This window comes from Vibrio navarrensis (genome assembly GCF_015767675.1).
Taxonomy (GTDB): Bacteria; Pseudomonadota; Gammaproteobacteria; order Enterobacterales; family Vibrionaceae; genus Vibrio.
Map to the genome: position 1 here is coordinate 1,010,922 of NZ_CP065217.1, position 15,353 is coordinate 1,026,274.

The 15,353-nt window shown below is 50.3% G+C and carries 13 protein-coding genes and 4 tRNA genes; 8 read left to right on the forward strand and 9 right to left on the reverse strand.

Annotation, left to right across the window (positions count from 1 at the left end):
• Positions 1-14 precede the first annotated feature (14 nt).
• Both yfbR and I3X05_RS04635 read right to left on the reverse strand, forming a co-directional pair.
• Positions 15-599, reverse strand: a complete 585-nt coding sequence (gene yfbR / locus I3X05_RS04630) for a 5'-deoxynucleotidase (protein WP_045570945.1) — start codon at positions 597-599, stop codon at positions 15-17.
• An 80-nt stretch (positions 600-679) separates the two neighbouring features.
• Positions 680-1,894: a pyridoxal phosphate-dependent aminotransferase gene (locus I3X05_RS04635; RefSeq protein WP_039424998.1), complete on the reverse strand. Its 1,215-nt coding sequence runs from the start codon at positions 1,892-1,894 to the stop codon at positions 680-682.
• Positions 1,895-2,136: 242 nt separating this feature from the next.
• On the opposite strand from I3X05_RS04635, the gene I3X05_RS04640 reads away from it, so the two are divergent.
• The 7 genes from I3X05_RS04640 (at position 2,137) to I3X05_RS04670 (ending at position 9,617) form a co-directional block, all read left to right on the forward strand.
• Positions 2,137-3,459, forward strand: coding sequence for an isochorismate synthase (locus I3X05_RS04640; protein ID WP_045570944.1), 1,323 nt, complete (start codon positions 2,137-2,139; stop codon positions 3,457-3,459).
• The gene (gene menD / locus I3X05_RS04645) at positions 3,456-5,159 is read left to right on the forward strand and encodes a 2-succinyl-5-enolpyruvyl-6-hydroxy-3-cyclohexene-1-carboxylic-acid synthase (protein WP_045570943.1); all 1,704 of its coding nucleotides are present in this window, start codon (positions 3,456-3,458) and stop codon (positions 5,157-5,159) included. The genes I3X05_RS04640 and menD overlap by 4 nt, the downstream gene beginning before the upstream one ends.
• Entirely contained in the window at positions 5,122-5,913 is a 792-nt protein-coding gene (gene menH / locus I3X05_RS04650) for a 2-succinyl-6-hydroxy-2,4-cyclohexadiene-1-carboxylate synthase (protein ID WP_045570942.1), read from the forward strand. Before menD ends, menH begins: the two co-directional genes overlap by 38 nt.
• A gap of 26 nt (positions 5,914-5,939) precedes the next feature.
• Entirely contained in the window at positions 5,940-6,806 is an 867-nt protein-coding gene (menB, locus tag I3X05_RS04655) for a 1,4-dihydroxy-2-naphthoyl-CoA synthase (RefSeq protein ID WP_045570941.1), read from the forward strand.
• Between the two features lie 111 nt (positions 6,807-6,917).
• A complete protein-coding gene (gene menC / locus I3X05_RS04660) occupies positions 6,918-7,904 on the forward strand; it encodes an o-succinylbenzoate synthase (protein WP_045570940.1) in 987 nt (328 codons plus the stop codon).
• Positions 7,901-9,340: an o-succinylbenzoate--CoA ligase gene (menE, locus tag I3X05_RS04665; RefSeq protein WP_337970978.1), complete on the forward strand. Its 1,440-nt coding sequence runs from the start codon at positions 7,901-7,903 to the stop codon at positions 9,338-9,340. The genes menC and menE overlap by 4 nt, the downstream gene beginning before the upstream one ends.
• Positions 9,341-9,437: 97 nt before the next feature.
• On the forward strand, positions 9,438-9,617 hold the full coding sequence (locus tag I3X05_RS04670) for a hypothetical protein (protein WP_045570938.1): 180 nt from the start codon (positions 9,438-9,440) through the stop codon (positions 9,615-9,617).
• Here I3X05_RS04670 and I3X05_RS04675 read toward each other — a convergent pair.
• The 3 genes from I3X05_RS04675 to I3X05_RS04685 all read right to left on the reverse strand — a co-directional run bounded on the left by I3X05_RS04675 (position 9,614) and on the right by I3X05_RS04685 (position 13,128).
• Positions 9,614-10,474 carry a YeiH family protein gene (locus I3X05_RS04675; protein ID WP_139046362.1) on the reverse strand — a complete coding sequence of 287 codons (861 nt, stop codon included), beginning with the start codon at positions 10,472-10,474 and terminating at the stop codon, positions 9,614-9,616. The two genes, I3X05_RS04670 and I3X05_RS04675, sit on opposite strands and share 4 nt — an antisense overlap.
• 173 nt (positions 10,475-10,647) lie before the next feature.
• Positions 10,648-12,522: an MFS transporter gene (locus I3X05_RS04680; RefSeq protein ID WP_045570937.1), complete on the reverse strand. Its 1,875-nt coding sequence runs from the start codon at positions 12,520-12,522 to the stop codon at positions 10,648-10,650.
• Positions 12,523-12,537: 15 nt separating this feature from the next.
• Positions 12,538-13,128 carry a TetR/AcrR family transcriptional regulator gene (locus tag I3X05_RS04685; RefSeq protein WP_039464453.1) on the reverse strand — a complete coding sequence of 197 codons (591 nt, stop codon included), beginning with the start codon at positions 13,126-13,128 and terminating at the stop codon, positions 12,538-12,540.
• 245 nt (positions 13,129-13,373) lie between these two features.
• Between I3X05_RS04685 and I3X05_RS04690 the strand changes: the two genes are divergently transcribed.
• Positions 13,374-14,246 (forward strand): Tim44 domain-containing protein, encoded by an 873-nt coding sequence (locus tag I3X05_RS04690; protein WP_045570936.1) that lies wholly within the window; start codon positions 13,374-13,376, stop codon positions 14,244-14,246.
• 180 nt (positions 14,247-14,426) lie between these two features.
• On the opposite strand, the gene I3X05_RS04695 is transcribed toward I3X05_RS04690, so the two are convergent.
• The 4 genes from I3X05_RS04695 to I3X05_RS04710 all read right to left on the reverse strand — a co-directional run bounded on the left by I3X05_RS04695 (position 14,427) and on the right by I3X05_RS04710 (position 15,007).
• Positions 14,427-14,511, reverse strand: a tRNA-Tyr gene (locus tag I3X05_RS04695).
• 81 nt (positions 14,512-14,592) lie between these two features.
• Positions 14,593-14,677 (reverse strand) — tRNA-Tyr (locus I3X05_RS04700).
• A gap of 80 nt (positions 14,678-14,757) precedes the next feature.
• Positions 14,758-14,842 (reverse strand) — tRNA-Tyr (locus I3X05_RS04705).
• 80 nt (positions 14,843-14,922) lie between these two features.
• Positions 14,923-15,007 (reverse strand) — tRNA-Tyr (locus tag I3X05_RS04710).
• Positions 15,008-15,353 lie beyond the last annotated feature (346 nt).

Genomic DNA, 15,353 nt, shown 5'->3' on the forward strand with positions numbered 1-15,353 from the left:
GCTCCGCTTGGGAATTAACTGATTTCGTCGAGCGATAACTCGAAACTGGGGGCAAAGGTCTGCAGGAAATAGACCATTTCCGGCGTGTCACGCTCGGCCAAAGTGATGTCTAGTCGTTTCTTAGCCAAGGCAAATTCGTGATTGCCAGCACTGAGCTCTTCTAAACATTTTAGGTAGGCGCAGATCGAGTCGGCTTGCTTTACGATGTTGGCTTCGTCTTGCGGTGCTTCTTCTGAGAGTAGGAAAGGACGAAAATCGTCCTGAAACTCTTCAGGCAGCATCGACAGGAGCTTTTTTTCCGCCGCTGCTTCGATCTTTTTATACTCTTTGGCAATGTCAGGATTGTAGTACTTCACTGGCGTTGGCAAATCCCCAGTCAATACTTCGCTGGTGTCATGGTACATCGCCATCAACGCGATCCGTTCTGGGTTGACATTGCCAGCGAATTTTTTGTTTTTAATCAGTGCCAAGGCGTGGGCGACAAACGCCACTTGCAGGCTGTGTTCCGAGACGTTTTCGGTGGAGACAGAGCGCATGAGCGGCCAGCGTTGGATTAGCTTCATTCTGGCGAGATGGGCAAAAAAATGGCTTTCTTTCATCACAGACCTCATCGACAGCAAAAAGGAAAAGGTGTTCCAGATGGAACACCTTTAAGCATATGAAAGTTTTACACTAATTACTACTGTCGATAAGTGTGTAAGAAACGTTCGAAACGGCCGATCGCGGTTTCGAGATCTTCAATGTGTGGCAGAGTCACGATACGAAAGTGGTCAGGTTTTGGCCAGTTAAAGCCTGTTCCTTGCACTAACAGCACTTTTTCTTGTACTAGGAAGTCGAATACCATCTTCTGATCGTCGGTAATGTTGTACTTTTTCACGTCGATTTTCGGGAAGAGGTACATCGCGCCTTTTGGTTTAACGCACGACACACCGGGAATTTGATTGATCAGTTCCCACGCGCGATCACGCTGTTCCAGCAAACGTCCGCCCGGCAAAATGAGCTCATTAATGCTCTGATACCCCCCGAGCGCAGTCTGGATGGCGTGCTGCATGGGTACGTTGGCACATAAGCGCATCGACGCCAGCATGTCCAACCCATTGATGTAACCCTGAGCCAAGTGCTTTGGTCCGGTGAGGAACATCCAACCGCCACGGAAACCGCACACACGATAAGCTTTCGACAGACCGTTAAACGTCATCACCAGCACATCGTCAGTCAGTGTCGCAACCGAGGTGTGCACGGCACCGTCGTACAGCACTTTGTCATAGATTTCATCGGCAAAAATCATCAGTTTGTGCTGGCGAGCAATTTCGATCATTTGCAGTAGAAAATCCCGACTGTAGACGGCGCCTGTCGGATTATTGGGGTTGATTAGCACGATGCCGCGCGTCTTAGGCGTGATTTTCTTTTTCATGTCTTCGAGATCAGGATACCAATCCGACTCTTCGTCACATAAATAGTGCACCGCTTTGCCGCCAGAAAGCGATACAGCCGCCGTCCACAGTGGGTAGTCCGGTGCTGGCACTAACATTTCATCACCGTTGTTCAGCAGTGCTTGCATCGCCATCACAATCAGTTCAGACACACCGTTACCCACGTAGACATCTTCGACATCGAGCGAACGAATTCCCTTGCGTTGATAATGCTGTACAACTGCTTTGCGTGCGGAGTAGATACCTTTGGAATCGCAGTAGCCCTGAGAGGTTGGCAGATTACGAATCACATCGACCAGAATTTCATCAGGGGCGTCAAAGCCAAACGGGGCGGGGTTTCCGATATTGAGTTTAAGGATTTTATGCCCTTCTTCTTCCATGCGTTTAGCATGTTTGAGTACCGGACCCCTGATGTCATAGCAGACATTATCAAGTTTTGACGACATCCCGATATTTTGCATTGTATAATTCCTGAAAAATCGATAATTTCTTTATTAAAGCACACTAACTTGACATTCTTTAGGATAAAAATCTACAGCAAAGTGCAATTAACCCTAAAGTTTCTGTAATACGCACTTTGTGTGTTTGAAAGAGCGCGAACGAATGAGCGCCTGTTATCACAGGATCTGGTAAAAGATGTCCTACAACCTTGATTTGATCAGGGTCTATCAATAGAGTAGCGACAGTATTTCTTTATCCTCTAATGTTCGAGGTAGATTTGTCGTATTTTCATCAAGCCATTGGCCAACTGATTGAACGAGTCAAAAATGCTGGAGAGGACGAGAGCCGTCTGATTGAGCCCATCGACACCGCGCTGAAATTCACCTTAATTGATTGGCTTGAAGCGCAGCCTATTTTCCCTAAATTCTATTGGCATTCTCGTGATGGCCGCGAACAGGTGGTGGCGCTTGGCCAACTGCATACGTTTACCGAGCCAGCACCTGCTTACGCAATTTTGGCCCCTGGGCAGCGGGTTTGGGGAGGGCGTTCATTTGATGGACTGAGTGAGAAAAATCGTCGCTGCATGTCCTCATTTTTCTTTTTGCCACAGATCGAACTACTTCAACAAGATGGCAAGCTTTCCCTTGCGGTCAATTTGGGCGCTGAGCGTTCCCGCTTACTGGCAAGTTTACGCAAGCTGGTGTGCGACATTTCGCTACTGGCGCCGCTGGCTGCGCACATTTGCCACATCGATCATTTGCCAAGTCAGGATCAGTGGCAGAGTTTGGTAGATAAGGTGCTGCATGGCATTGAGCAAAATGCTTTTAAGAAAGTGGTGCTGGCGCGTAAAACCAGCGTGCAGCTTGATACGCCACTGTGCGCCTCGCAGCTGCTTAAAGCCAGTGCTCAGCACAATCACCACAGTTTTCATTTCATGTTAAGCCTAGATAGAAAACACAGTTTCATCGGCTCAACGCCAGAGCGGCTCTATCTCAGACACGATAGAGAACTGCATACCGAAGCGTTAGCTGGGACGATTGGCCGCGGCGTTAATGCCACGCACGATCTCGAACTAGCCAATTGGCTGGCGCAAGATGCTAAAAACCTCAACGAAAACCAATATGTGGTGGATGATATAGTCGAGCGTTTGACACCACATGCCGAGACGGTGCAAGTGGAAGCGGATCCGCGTTTGGTTCGTTTGCGCAAAGTGCAGCATTTAAAGCGTGATATTCACGCGCGTCTCAAAGAGGGGGTCAATGGCGTACAGCTTCTCTCGGCGCTGCAACCGACGGCGGCGGTGGCTGGATTGCCTCGTCAGGCATCGATGCAGTTTATTCTCGACAATGAACCATTTTCTCGCGGCTGGTATGCCGGTTCGGTCGGCTATTTGAGCCACGATAAAGCGGAGTTCTGTGTCGCTATTCGTAGTGCATTGATTGTCGATGACGAGTTACAACTGTTTGCGGGCGCAGGTATTGTCCCCGGTTCGATTGCTGAGCACGAATGGGCCGAGTTGGACAAGAAAATGTCCACCTTATTGTCGCTCATCGCAGAGTACCCACCGCTGGGTGTTGCTTCATGAAACACGACCAAGCGTTATTAAATCGGGTTTGGTGCCAAGTTCTGCTGGAAGAACTGCGCCGTTTTGGTGTGCAACAGGTGTGCGTAGCTCCGGGCTCTCGCTCGACGCCGTTGACCTTAGAAGCCGACGCCAACCCGAATCTCCATTTGCACACCCATTTTGATGAACGTGGATTGGGCTATTTGGCTCTCGGCTTAGCCAAAGCCAGTGGTAAGCCAGTAGCGATCATTGTCACTTCGGGAACCGCCGTCGCCAATTTGCTGCCAGCGGTGGCAGAAGCGGGCCTAACCGGGGAGAAACTGGTGCTGCTTACGGCCGATCGGCCTGTCGAGCTGGTGGATTGTGGCGCCAATCAAGCGATTCGCCAAGTAGGCATTTTCGCTCCCCATGTTTGCGCCGAGCTGGATTTGCCTAGCCCTACCACCTCGATTGGTCTGCCTTGGCTGCTGACTTCGGTTGATCAAGTCATGCACCGTCAAGCGGCCGCCGGGCACGCGGTGCACATCAATTGTCCTTTCCCTGAACCACTGTATTCTGATGGCAACAAAGCGCTCTACGCCGAGTATCTCGCATCGATTGCCTCGTGGTTGCGCAGTGAACAAGTTTATAGCGCGCAATCACTTCATCTGCACAACAACTTGCCCATTGGTGAGGCGTGGTGGCAGAAAAAAGGGCTGGTGGTGATTGGCAGTTTGCCTCTGGCCGATGCACAAGCGGCGTTGGTCTTCGCCAAGCGGCTTGGCTGGCCAGTGCTGTGTGATGTGCAAAGTGGCGTGAGCTCTGAATGGGCAGGGTATGACCTCTGGCTACAAAACCCCAAAGCCTCTGCGCAACTTGCGCAGGCGGAGTTGGTGGTTCAGTTTGGCAGTCGTCTGGTGTCAAAGCGCTGGAATCAGTGGCTACCAACGCAGATCTCGAGTCAATGCAACTATTGGTATGTCTTTCCTCAGTTGGAGCGAAACAACCCTGCACATCTCCCGCAGAGACACTTTGTCGCCAGCGCGCAGCAGTGGCAGTGCCAAGCACTGAGTGAATGGCAAGGAGACTCGCCGCATTCGGGCTGGGCAGACGAGCTGAAATGGTACTCACAGCGCAGCCAATGGGTCGCCGAAAAAATTGCCAACCAGCCAATCAGTGAGCTCTCTCTTGCCTGCCAACTTGGGCAATGGGCAACGAGTACAACGCTTTTTCTGGGCAACAGTTTATTTGTGCGCTTAGCGGATATGGTGGCTCGGTTAGATGGCCGGGCTGTGTTTACCAATCGCGGCGCGTCGGGTATTGATGGCCTGTTTGCCACCGCAGCGGGTGTGCAGCGCGCGCAGCAACAGCCGCTTTTGATGATTTTGGGTGACACTTCTGCGCTGTATGATCTCAACTCCTTAGCGCTGTTTGCCCACAATCCACTCCCCGCGGTGCTGGTGGTGGTGAATAATGATGGCGGAGCGATTTTTGATCTCTTGCCTGTTCCCGCGCAGCAAAGGCAAAGTTTGTATCAAATGCCGCACGGCTTTGGTTTTGAGTTCGCTGCCCGCCAGTTTGCTTTGGCCTATGCTCGGCCACAAAACATGGCGCAATGCGGGCAAATGATTAAGCAGCATTTGGCCTCTGGCCAAGGCACCTTGCTAGTGGAAGTGAAAACCGCGCCACTTGAAGCCAGCAACGATGTTAAGGCTCTTTGCCGTGCCGTTGCCGAGCTCTAGTGTGACCGCGCCCACCTTGGTCTATTTACATGGCTTGCTTGGCAGCAGCGCCGATTGGGCGGCGCTGCAAGGTTGCCTCACTGAGTTTGAGCACGTCGCTATCGACTTGCCCGGCCATGGCGTTCACCAAGCCGTGCGTTGCCAAGATGCCCTCGCATGCGGCGAGTTTGTCGCGCAGCAAATGCAATCAATGATTAAGCCCGGCACGCCCCTGATTTTGCTCGGATATTCGCTTGGTGCGCGCATTGTGATGCAAAGTCTGGTGAGTCGACTGTTTGCCCAACTGAATCTGCAAGGGGTCATTTTGGAAGGTGGCCATTTTGGCCTTGCTTGCGTCTCAGAGCGAGAAGAGCGGCTACGAGCGGATACGCGCTGGGCAAATCGCTTTCGCCGCGAACCCATTGAGCAGGTATTGTCCGATTGGTATCAACAGCCGGTATTTTCCTCACTAAACCATGAGCAAAGACAAACTCTGATAACAAAACGTAGTGCTAATCTTGGCGCTGCCGTTGCAGATATGCTGTTATCGACTTCTCTTGGCAAGCAAGCGAACTTGCTAGCCGATATCCAGGCTCTTTCGCTGCCAGTGCATTATGTATGCGGTGCAAAAGACACGAAATTTAGCACATTGGCGTTGCAAAGCGGTTTGCCTTGTACGCCAATCAGTCAGGCGGGCCACAACGTTCATCAGGAACAGCCTATGGCGTTCGCGAAAACGGTCCGCGCATTTATTCAATCGGTTTATCAACGATAACCACAACGAAAACAATGGGAATCACCATGGCTAAAACCGTAGGCATCACCGAAGCAGAACTCTACGCCCCAGTCAGTTGGAACGACTGCAGCGCAGGCTATGAAGATATTCACTATCACAAGTCGGAAGATGGCATTGCTAAAATCACCATCGCGCGTCCTCAAGTGCGTAATGCATTTCGCCCGCAAACCGTTAAAGAGATGATCCAAGCGCTTGCAGATGCTCGCTATGACTCTAACGTCGGTGTGATTATTTTGACCGGTCTAGGTGAAGACGCGTTCTGTTCTGGCGGTGACCAAAAGATTCGCGGCGATTACGGCGGCTATAAAGATGACTCCGGAGTTCACCACCTAAATGTGCTTGATTTCCAACGTGATATTCGCACTTGTCCGAAACCCGTTATTGCGTCTGTCGCAGGTTGGGCGGTCGGTGGTGGTCACGTGCTTCATATGATGTGTGACTTAACCATTGCCGCTGACAACGCGCAATTTGGTCAAACTGGCCCTAAAGTTGGCTCATTTGACGGAGGGTGGGGCGCTTCCTACATGGCGCGCATCGTCGGTCAGAAAAAAGCGCGTGAGATTTGGTTCTTGTGCCGCTTCTATAACGCGCAAGAAGCGTTGGACATGGGCCTAGTGAATACCGTTGTCCCTGTTGAAGAATTGGAAAAAGAGACGGTGCGCTGGTGCCGCGAAGTGCTGCAACATAGCCCAATGGCTCTGCGCTGTCTGAAAGCGGCCCTCAACGCCGATTGCGATGGCCAAGCGGGGCTTCAAGAGTTAGCGGGTAACGCCACCATGATGTTCTACATGACCGATGAAGGTCAGGAAGGACGTAACGCTTTTAACGAGAAGCGTCGACCTGATTTCAATAAGTTCCCGCGCAATCCTTAATCGCCTCGCTTTATCGGCTGCAGCGCAGTGACTGGTTGCGTTGTGGCCGCACTTTTCTGCTCTTTGTGGTGCAACAAAGAGCAACGGGCGTTAAGAGATCAAGGAATAATCATGAAATCAGCCAAACTTTTTCGTTATACGCTGCCGATGGACAGCGGTGTGATTTTAAGAGATGAAAAGCTGACAGAGCGAGTCGGCTATGTTGTTGAGCTAAACCAGAATGGGCAACGAAGCTACGGTGAAATCGCCCCTTTACCCGGTTTTAGTCTCGAGTCGGTAGAAGAGGCGGGCATTCAGGCGCAAGCCCAGCTTGAACTTTGGCTAGCCGGGCAAGCGTTAGAGTTTGATGCTTTGTATCCTTCGGTCGCGTTTGGTCTGTCGATGGCGCTGTTGGAGCTTTCGGGAGCGCTACCTGTCGAGGGGAATTACCTTGCTGCGCCCTTATGTACTGGCGATCCTGACGAACTGCTGCCTATTTTGAGTGCCATGCCAGGAGACAAGGTAGCAAAAGTCAAAGTCGGTTTGTATGAGCCGATCCGTGACGGCATGCTGGTCAATCTGTTTTTGGAAAGCATCCCAGATCTCACGCTGCGTCTGGACGCCAACCGTGCTTGGACGCCAGAAAAAGCCAACAAATTTGCCCAATATGTTACCCCCTCTCTACGTCAGCGCATCGTTTTCATTGAAGAACCGTGTCAAAAGCCGGGCGACAGTTTGTCGTTTGCCATTAACACCGGTATCGCCATTGCGTGGGATGAGACTTTGCAAGAAGCGGTGAAGCGAGACGATTTTCGTCTGGAAGATTTAACGGGCGTGAAAGCGATCGTCATCAAACCGACCTTGATTGGCTCTGTGCAACGCTGTATCGGGTTGATCGAGCGTGCTCAGGCGCTTGGTATCAAAGCGGTTATCAGTTCAAGCCTTGAATCGAGCTTAGGTTTGAGCCAGTTGGCTCGGTTGTCCCACTGGAAACTGCCGAATGTCACCCCGGGATTAGATACCATTGGCCTGTTTAAAGCACAGTTGCAAATGGCGTGGCCGAGTTGTGAACTGCCAGTGACTCCTTTGTCTGAGCAGAACTTGGTTTGGCAGTCATGAACAACATCACAGTGCCTGCGGCACTGCCGATGTGGCGCCATTGGGCGCAAACAACCCCTTTTTCGCAGGCGCTGAAGCTGCCTGCTTGCTCACTCACTTGGCAGCAATTAGCCCAAGTGGTGGATAGCTACGCTGGATTCTTAGCAGAACAAGGCGTTACAAGCGACGAGGTGGTGACGCTGATTGGCAAAAATCGTCCGGAAAGTGTCTTGCTCTGTTTAGCCGCGCAGCAGTTAGGCGCTTTGGTGGCGTTTGTTATGCCTGCTCCAGCGAAGGTGCTGACAGCAAAACTCAACGCTCTTTATCGCCCTGAGCAGCGCCGTTTTATCTATTGCACGGCTTTTGGCGATTGCCCAGAGGTCGACGTTCAGCAAGATTGGGCTCAACTGCCACGTTTTCATCCGCAACTGCTGCACATGGCTGCATCTGACACGGAGCCGATGGCGTATCATTCCTCTCGCTTGGCAAGCGTGCTTTTTACCTCGGGCTCGACTGGCGCGGCCAAAGCGCTGGCGCACACTCATGCACAGCACTTTGCTTCTGCGCAGGGTTTACTGCAAGAGTTCCCCTTCACCTCGCAAGATTGCTGGCTGCTCTCTCTGCCGCTCTACCACGTTGCTGGCGTCGCCATTGTTTATCGTTGGTTGCTGGCTGGCGCGACGCTGAAAATAGGCCAGGGTGCACTTGCCGACGACATATTGTCGGTCACGCACGCTTCTCTGGTGGCAACGCAGCTTAAGCGCTTGCTGGATGCTGATGCCAGTCTATCGCTCACGCATGTCCTTCTGGGGGGCAGCCATGTTGAGCATTCGCTTGCAACCCGAGCGCAACAGCAAGGGATTGAAACTTGGCTCGGCTATGGCATGACTGAAGCGGCTTCAACCGTTACGGCCAAGGCAATCGATGGTATGAGCAATGCTGGGCATGTGCTGAAAAATCGCCAAGTGAAATTGGTTGATGGGCGGATTTATATTGCCGGACAAACCTTGGCGCAAGGCTACTACTATCAAGGTGGATTAACGCCTCTTACCGATGAGCAAGGCTGGTTTGACAGCAAAGATCTTGGTGAATGGCAGGATGAGGAGCTGCGGATCGTCGGCCGAGCGGACAACTTGTTTATCTCCGGCGGAGAAAACATCCATTGCGAAGAGATTGAAAGTGCGCTGTGTCAGCACGCTGAGATCGCCGCTGCGATCGCGGTACCGATTGCCGACGCCGAGTTTGGCCATCGCCCTGTCGCGGTGTTACAAACCACGGCACTCTTCGCCAAGCCAACCTACGATGCGCACTTAATGGGTAAGCTCGAAAAATTCAAGTGGCCAGTCGCTTATTATCTATGGCCCGTCTCACTACAAAGTGGCGCGATTAAACCAGCGCGCCATGAGATCAAACAGTGGTTGGAGCAAAGACTCGCAGAGGGTCGTTTGGCGAATTAGTCAATTTAGGAATGATTTAGTCGCAAAGGGAATTTCGCTTAGTTATAACTGTGAATCATAATCATCTGGGATTTGAAGATGATAAAGGTATAAGGTTATGGCTAAGCGAATTCTATTCGGCGTCGTACTGTTGCAAATCGGCGTCGCGCTCAGTAACGAAGGGCTCTATCGCTCCCTAGCGGAATTAACGGCCTTCCTCATTTTGTCGGCGCTGTTTGTGCTGCATCGCCAGCAAACGCTTGGCAATAATGGCATCACTCAATCGACGGAGAGCTAACGGAGCAGCAGCCAACCGAGTGATGTGCTCGATATCACCAGCCACAAACCAACGCCAAACAGCAGCGGTTTTGCGCCCGCTCTTTTGAGTTTTTCCACTGAAATACTGCACCCAATCAAAAATAGACACACAACCAATGCCTGTTTCGCTACGGCAAAGATACCTTGATAGATCCAGTCAAATTGCGGCAGGGTATCGCTGATGCCAATTGCCGCGCAGTACCACAAAATAAAATAGGGGATAACGACGCGTTTTGCTTGGTTGTCGCCTTTGCGCTGAAATAACCAAGCGCTGAGAAGCGCAATCGGTACTATCCAGAGCGCTCTCGCCAATTTTAACGTTGTTGCCGTGGTGAGTGCTTGCTCTCCATAAGCCGAAGCGGCACCAACGACGGAAGAGGTGTCGTGAATGGCAATCGCCGCCCAAGTGCCAAATGTCTGTTGATCTAAATCGAGCGCGTGACCAATCACCGGAAACAGGAACAGCGCCAGAGAGTTGAGCACGAATACGGTCGCTAGGGCGAGAGCGATCTGATCGTCTTTCGCTTTAATCGCAGGCGCCACGGCGGCAATAGCGCTGCCACCGCAAATCGCCGTACCTGTCGAGATCAGATAAGCGGTAGTGCTTTCTAGTCTGATCATCTTGGCTATTAACCAACCTAAGCTCAGCGTGCCAAAAATGGTGGCAACAATTAACCCGATACCATCGGCAGTGACGGCTAATGCTTGCTCGAAATGAATGCCAAAACCGAGGCCAATAATCGAGTAAGCGAGGAGCTTTTTGGTGTAAGTCGAGATGGGGAGATGCGAGGGTACGTAGCCACAGCTTGCGAGGAGAAAGCCGATCACCAGTGCCATCGGCGAGGAGACAAATGGCGTAAGGCAGCAAAACAGTGCAAGGCCAAAAACAAGCAAGTTTTTTTTCAAGAGAATCAGCGTAATCAAGGATCGGGGCGACAGTATAGCGTAACGCTACGATCAGCAAGTTTTAATGAATTGAACAAGTGTTCATCTAATCTGAACACTTGCGGTTATTTCCAATCGCCTCGCAGTGCCTGCACTTTCTCTTGCATCCGTGACGCTGAGGCGTCATTGGGTGGCACAGGTGCGCCGGCTTCTATCTCCAAGCGAGACCAAAAACGCTGTGGTAAGCCTTTACATGCTCTGCCACGAGCACGACTGAAAAAGCTGCCCCACAACCCTTTGATCGCCATCGGCATCACCGGAACTGGGCTGCGGCGTAAGATGAGGTCAATACCGCGCATAAAGGGCTGAATCTCTCCATCAGGGGTGAGCCGTCCTTCAGGGAAGATGCACACAATATGGCCTTCGTTCAACGCTTGTTCTACGTCATTAAACGCGCGGCGTATTGAACTGCGGTTAGAGGCGGAAATGGGGATTACTCCTGCGGTGCGCAAAAAGCGATTCAAGAGCGGCAAAGAGGCGTACTCTTCTTCCATCACAAACCGGATCAATCTCGGGCAGACCGCACTGAGCAGTAACGCGTCCATATAGCTGACGTGGTTGCACACGATGAGCATTCCGCCTTGTTCTGGCAAGTGGTGCAGATTTTTGTGTTTGACGCGATAGAGAGTGTGGGTCAGCAGCCAAACCAAAAAACGGACGACAAACATAGGTGCGGACAAGAACAGGTATGCTGCCACGAGTAAGTTGAGTAACGCTAGCAGAGCAAACAGCGACGGAATGCTCATCTCAATCACACTCAGGCAAATAATGCCGAGAATGGCACTGGCGACCATAAACAAGGAGTTGATGATGTTCAGCCCGGCGATCACCTGCGCCCGCTCGCTCTCTTTAGCTCGATGTTGCATCAGTGCGTACAACGGCACAATAAACAGTCCGCCACAAGCGCCAATCATCAACAGATGAAAAAACAGAGGCCAAAGTGGTTCAAAGCCAATGAATTCAGCGAAGGTTTGGAACTGTGGTAAACCCTCTTGAATGGCGGTGGCCATTTGGTAACCGAAAATGGTCATGCCGATGGCACCAATCGGTACAATGCCCACATCGATACGTTGTTTGGACAGTGTGTTACACAAGAGAGAGCCGAGCGCAATGCCGACAGAAAAGAGTGCCAAAAGAAATGAGACTGCGCTCTCGCTGCCATTGAGATAGTGCTGGGTAAAATTAGGGAACTGAGTCAGATAGGCTGCGCCTAAAAACCAGAACCAACTGATCGCCAGTGTGGCCTTAAAAATGACCGGATCCGCTTTACTAATAGAGAGTGTGTGCTTGGTCTGGCGATAAGGTTGCCAGCGAAATTTAATATTGGGCGCGCTGGCCGCAGCCATCGGAATCGCGCGACTCGAAAGGTAGCCAAACAGAGCGAAGATCACCACACTCAGCGCAGCAATGTATTTTGCCTGTTCAGCAGAGGCAATAATGCCTGCGCCAAGCGTACCGAGCAAAATGGCGATAAAAGTGCCCGCTTCAACCAGTGCGTTGCCCGGCAACAGCTCTTTAGTCGTTAATTGTTGCGGCAATAACGCGTATTTGACTGGCCCAAAAAATGCCGATTGGGTGCCCATCAAAAAGAGTAAAAGCAGCAAAACGCCGTAGCTTTCGGTAATAAAGCCAATTGCACCAAGCAGCATGATGGCAATTTCAAATAATTTAACTTTGCGGATAAACCACGACTTTTCGTATTTATCGGCCAACACACCGGCGGAGGCGGAAAATAGGAAAAAAGGCAGAATAAAAAGTCCTGCCGCTAAATTGATAAATAGATTGCTTGAAATTGGTAGCGCACCTGTGCCCGCAAAAGCAACAAACAGCAACAAAACATTCTTAAAGATATTGTCGTTAAAAGCGCCGAAGAATTGTGTGACAAAATAAGGCAAAAACTTTCGTTGTGTTAACAGCGAAGGTTGTCGATTGCGGGACATGATTAAGCCTTGTGGTTACCAGTTGGCAAGATAATTAGACAATAGATTGTTAATCAGCTGTTTGCCATCTACCGGTTCGGCTGAAAAAAACTTGTCGTCGACGCTTAAGAGTGTAATACCATGCACTCCGGACCAAAGCACTCGGCTGGCTTGCAATACTTCAGAGGGATTATGCTCAGGGCTTATCTGGATGAGTAAAGATTCCAGCATGCCTGTCATGTGATCGATTCGCTTCGCTTGCCACTCTGGTAGTTCAGCGCCGTTCATGTTGTGTTCGAAAATCAGTTGCCACCGGTATGGGTTACGTTGGGCGAAATCATGGTAGCAATAGGCGAGATTAAACAGCGCTTGCTTACTGTCCGGAGAATTTTGCATGGCGGTCATGGCTTCGTTAGACAGCTCATCCAAGGTCTGAGCAATGGCATGGAGCAAGAGCAAATTGTAGTTGCCAAAAACATTGACCAAAGTACTGGGCACATAACCAATCATGTTTGCCAATTTACGTAAACTGAGTTCGTGATAGGAATTTTCGCTGAGGAAATCTTTAACGGTTTGAAGGGTTAAGGCAACCAGTTCTTCTCTGGTGTGATCGTTTCTACGGGCCATTTTCTGCTACTACAAATTGAACAACGTTCGATATTTTAGACGTGTCTGATATACCCGTCAATAATTCATCGCGGTGTAAATCGTTCTCTGTAGCAATATTCTGATACAAGTCCAATTCTCGCCAGCATTTAAAAGCAACTAAGATACTTGTATGATTCCAAGTGACCAATTCTCTTGTTAGCGCGCCATGACTTGGCCTTCCCGAGGATTGGAATTTGTTTCAATAAGATAACAAAAGGATAAAGATGAAACGTTTATTATCGATTGTTGCCCTGCTCATCGTCTCTGTCGCGGTAATGCCGATTGCAGAAGCGAAAAAGTTTGGTGGCGGTAAATCGCTCGGAAAGAGCTACAAAACCGCACCTGCACCAAAACAACAGCAGCAGGATACCAACACCATCGGCAAAGATCAGGGTGCGAAACAGGGTTCGAAGAAAGGTCTCATGGGCGGAATCCTAGGGGGATTGTTAGCAGGTGGCTTGCTGGCGGCTTTCTTCGGTGGTGCGTTTGAAGGCATTCAGTTTATGGATATCCTGATTATCGGCCTGATTGCCTTTATCATCTTTAAACTGATGCGTAGCTTGCTTGCCGCCAAGCAGGGCAGTATGAATCAGCATCGTCAACAGCCTGCATTTGGTGGTCAAGCGCCTAAGTTTGAACAAGCCAATGTACATAACTTTGAACAAACAGCGGGTTCTTCATCCAATGGCAGTTTTGGTTTTGCCAATCAATCTGATGTGCCGCACAACTACCCACCAGGGTTTGACCAAGTCGCATTTGTCAATGGTGCGCGTGAGCATTACCGAACACTGCAAGGTGCTTGGAACCATAATCAGTTGGATACGATTGAAGAGTACGTTTCGCCAACACTGTTTGCCGATCTGAAAGCAGAGCGTGAAAAGCTCGCTGGTGAGCAGCATACGGAAGTGATGTATGTCGATGCACAGATCGTTCGTGCCGAGTACGACGACACTAAAGCGCAGTTGAGCTTGCAATTCAGTGGTCGCTATCGTGACGCGGTTGAAGGCATTGAAGAAGATATCGAGGACATTTGGCACTTAGAGCGTGACCTAACCCAAGACAACGCGCCTTGGCTGATTGTCGGTATTCAGGGATAAAAACAACCCCTTCCAATTTAGTCTTACTAAAATCCCGCTCATCAAGGTGAGCGGGATTTTTTATTGCGGTAATTTTATTTGGCTATCAAGCCGTTGACGTTTTGATAAGCATCGTTAATACGATGATCAAGTCCAGAAGCAAAACAAAAAAGCCAGCTCAATGAGCTGGCTTCTTGTGTATGGTGGAGGGGGACGGATTCGAACCATCGAAGGCGGAGCCGGCAGATTTACAGTCTGCTCCCTTTGGCCACTCGGGAACCCCTCCAGAGGGTTTTTATACTTAGAAAGTGTTTTCCCAACACGGCTTTCCAAGTGCTTTCTTATGACAAGATCACAAGAAACAATATGGTGGAGGGGGACGGATTCGAACCATCGAAGGCGGAGCCGGCAGATTTACAGTCTGCTCCCTTTGGCCACTCGGGAACCCCTCCAGGGATTTTTATACTTAGAAAGTGTTTTCCCAACACGACTTTCCAAGTGCTTTCTCATGACAAGATCACAAGAAACAATATGGTGGAGGGGGACGGATTCGAACCATCGAAGGCGGAGCCGGCAGATTTACAGTCTGCTCCCTTTGGCCACTCGGGAACCCCTCCAGGGATTTTTATACTTAGAAAGTGTTTTCCCAACACGGCTTTCCAAGTGTTTTCTCATGACAAAATCACAAGAAAGAATATGGTGGAGGGGGACGGATTCGAACCATCGAAGGCGGAGCCGGCAGATTTACAGTCTGCTCCCTTTGGCCACTCGGGAACCCCTCCAGGGTGTTTTTCTTTTCACTAACTGAAAAGTTTAAGCGACGTTTTCCCAACGCATCGCTCAAGTGCGGAGCGCATCATAACAAACCATTTGTGACTGTAAAGCCTTTTTCTGGCGTTTTTGGTTTGAATGCTTCCTTTTTGGGCAAAGTTGCCAGAAAGTATTCATTTTGAGTGTTAAGTCGCCATTTGATCTGAATGGTCGCTATCGTGCGTATAAGGTTTGCGATAATTTACACAACTTGACGTTACCTGAGTTTTGAGCTGATAAACTAACAAACTCAAATACTTTTGCTCTGCTTGGCGGTTCCCGTCAAATAAAACGTATTCAGATGAATTGAGCAAAACT

Bases quoted from the DNA above. Each gene is read 5' to 3' on its own strand.
- yfbR (WP_045570945.1), bottom strand. From the start codon at position 599: ATGAAAGAAAGCCATTTTTTTGCCCATCTCGCCAGAATGAAGCTAATC.
- I3X05_RS04635 (WP_039424998.1), bottom strand. From the start codon at position 1,894: ATGCAAAATATCGGGATGTCGTCAAAACTTGATAATGTCTGCTATGAC.
- I3X05_RS04640 (WP_045570944.1), top strand. From the start codon at position 2,137: ATGTTCGAGGTAGATTTGTCGTATTTTCATCAAGCCATTGGCCAACTG.
- menD (WP_045570943.1), top strand. From the start codon at position 3,456: ATGAAACACGACCAAGCGTTATTAAATCGGGTTTGGTGCCAAGTTCTG.
- menH (WP_045570942.1), top strand. From the start codon at position 5,122: ATGTTAAGGCTCTTTGCCGTGCCGTTGCCGAGCTCTAGTGTGACCGCG.
- menB (WP_045570941.1), top strand. From the start codon at position 5,940: ATGGCTAAAACCGTAGGCATCACCGAAGCAGAACTCTACGCCCCAGTC.
- menC (WP_045570940.1), top strand. From the start codon at position 6,918: ATGAAATCAGCCAAACTTTTTCGTTATACGCTGCCGATGGACAGCGGT.
- menE (WP_337970978.1), top strand. From the start codon at position 7,901: ATGAACAACATCACAGTGCCTGCGGCACTGCCGATGTGGCGCCATTGG.
- I3X05_RS04670 (WP_045570938.1), top strand. From the start codon at position 9,438: ATGGCTAAGCGAATTCTATTCGGCGTCGTACTGTTGCAAATCGGCGTC.
- I3X05_RS04675 (WP_139046362.1), bottom strand. From the start codon at position 10,474: ATGGCACTGGTGATCGGCTTTCTCCTCGCAAGCTGTGGCTACGTACCC.
- I3X05_RS04680 (WP_045570937.1), bottom strand. From the start codon at position 12,522: ATGTCCCGCAATCGACAACCTTCGCTGTTAACACAACGAAAGTTTTTG.
- I3X05_RS04685 (WP_039464453.1), bottom strand. From the start codon at position 13,128: ATGGCCCGTAGAAACGATCACACCAGAGAAGAACTGGTTGCCTTAACC.
- I3X05_RS04690 (WP_045570936.1), top strand. From the start codon at position 13,374: ATGAAACGTTTATTATCGATTGTTGCCCTGCTCATCGTCTCTGTCGCG.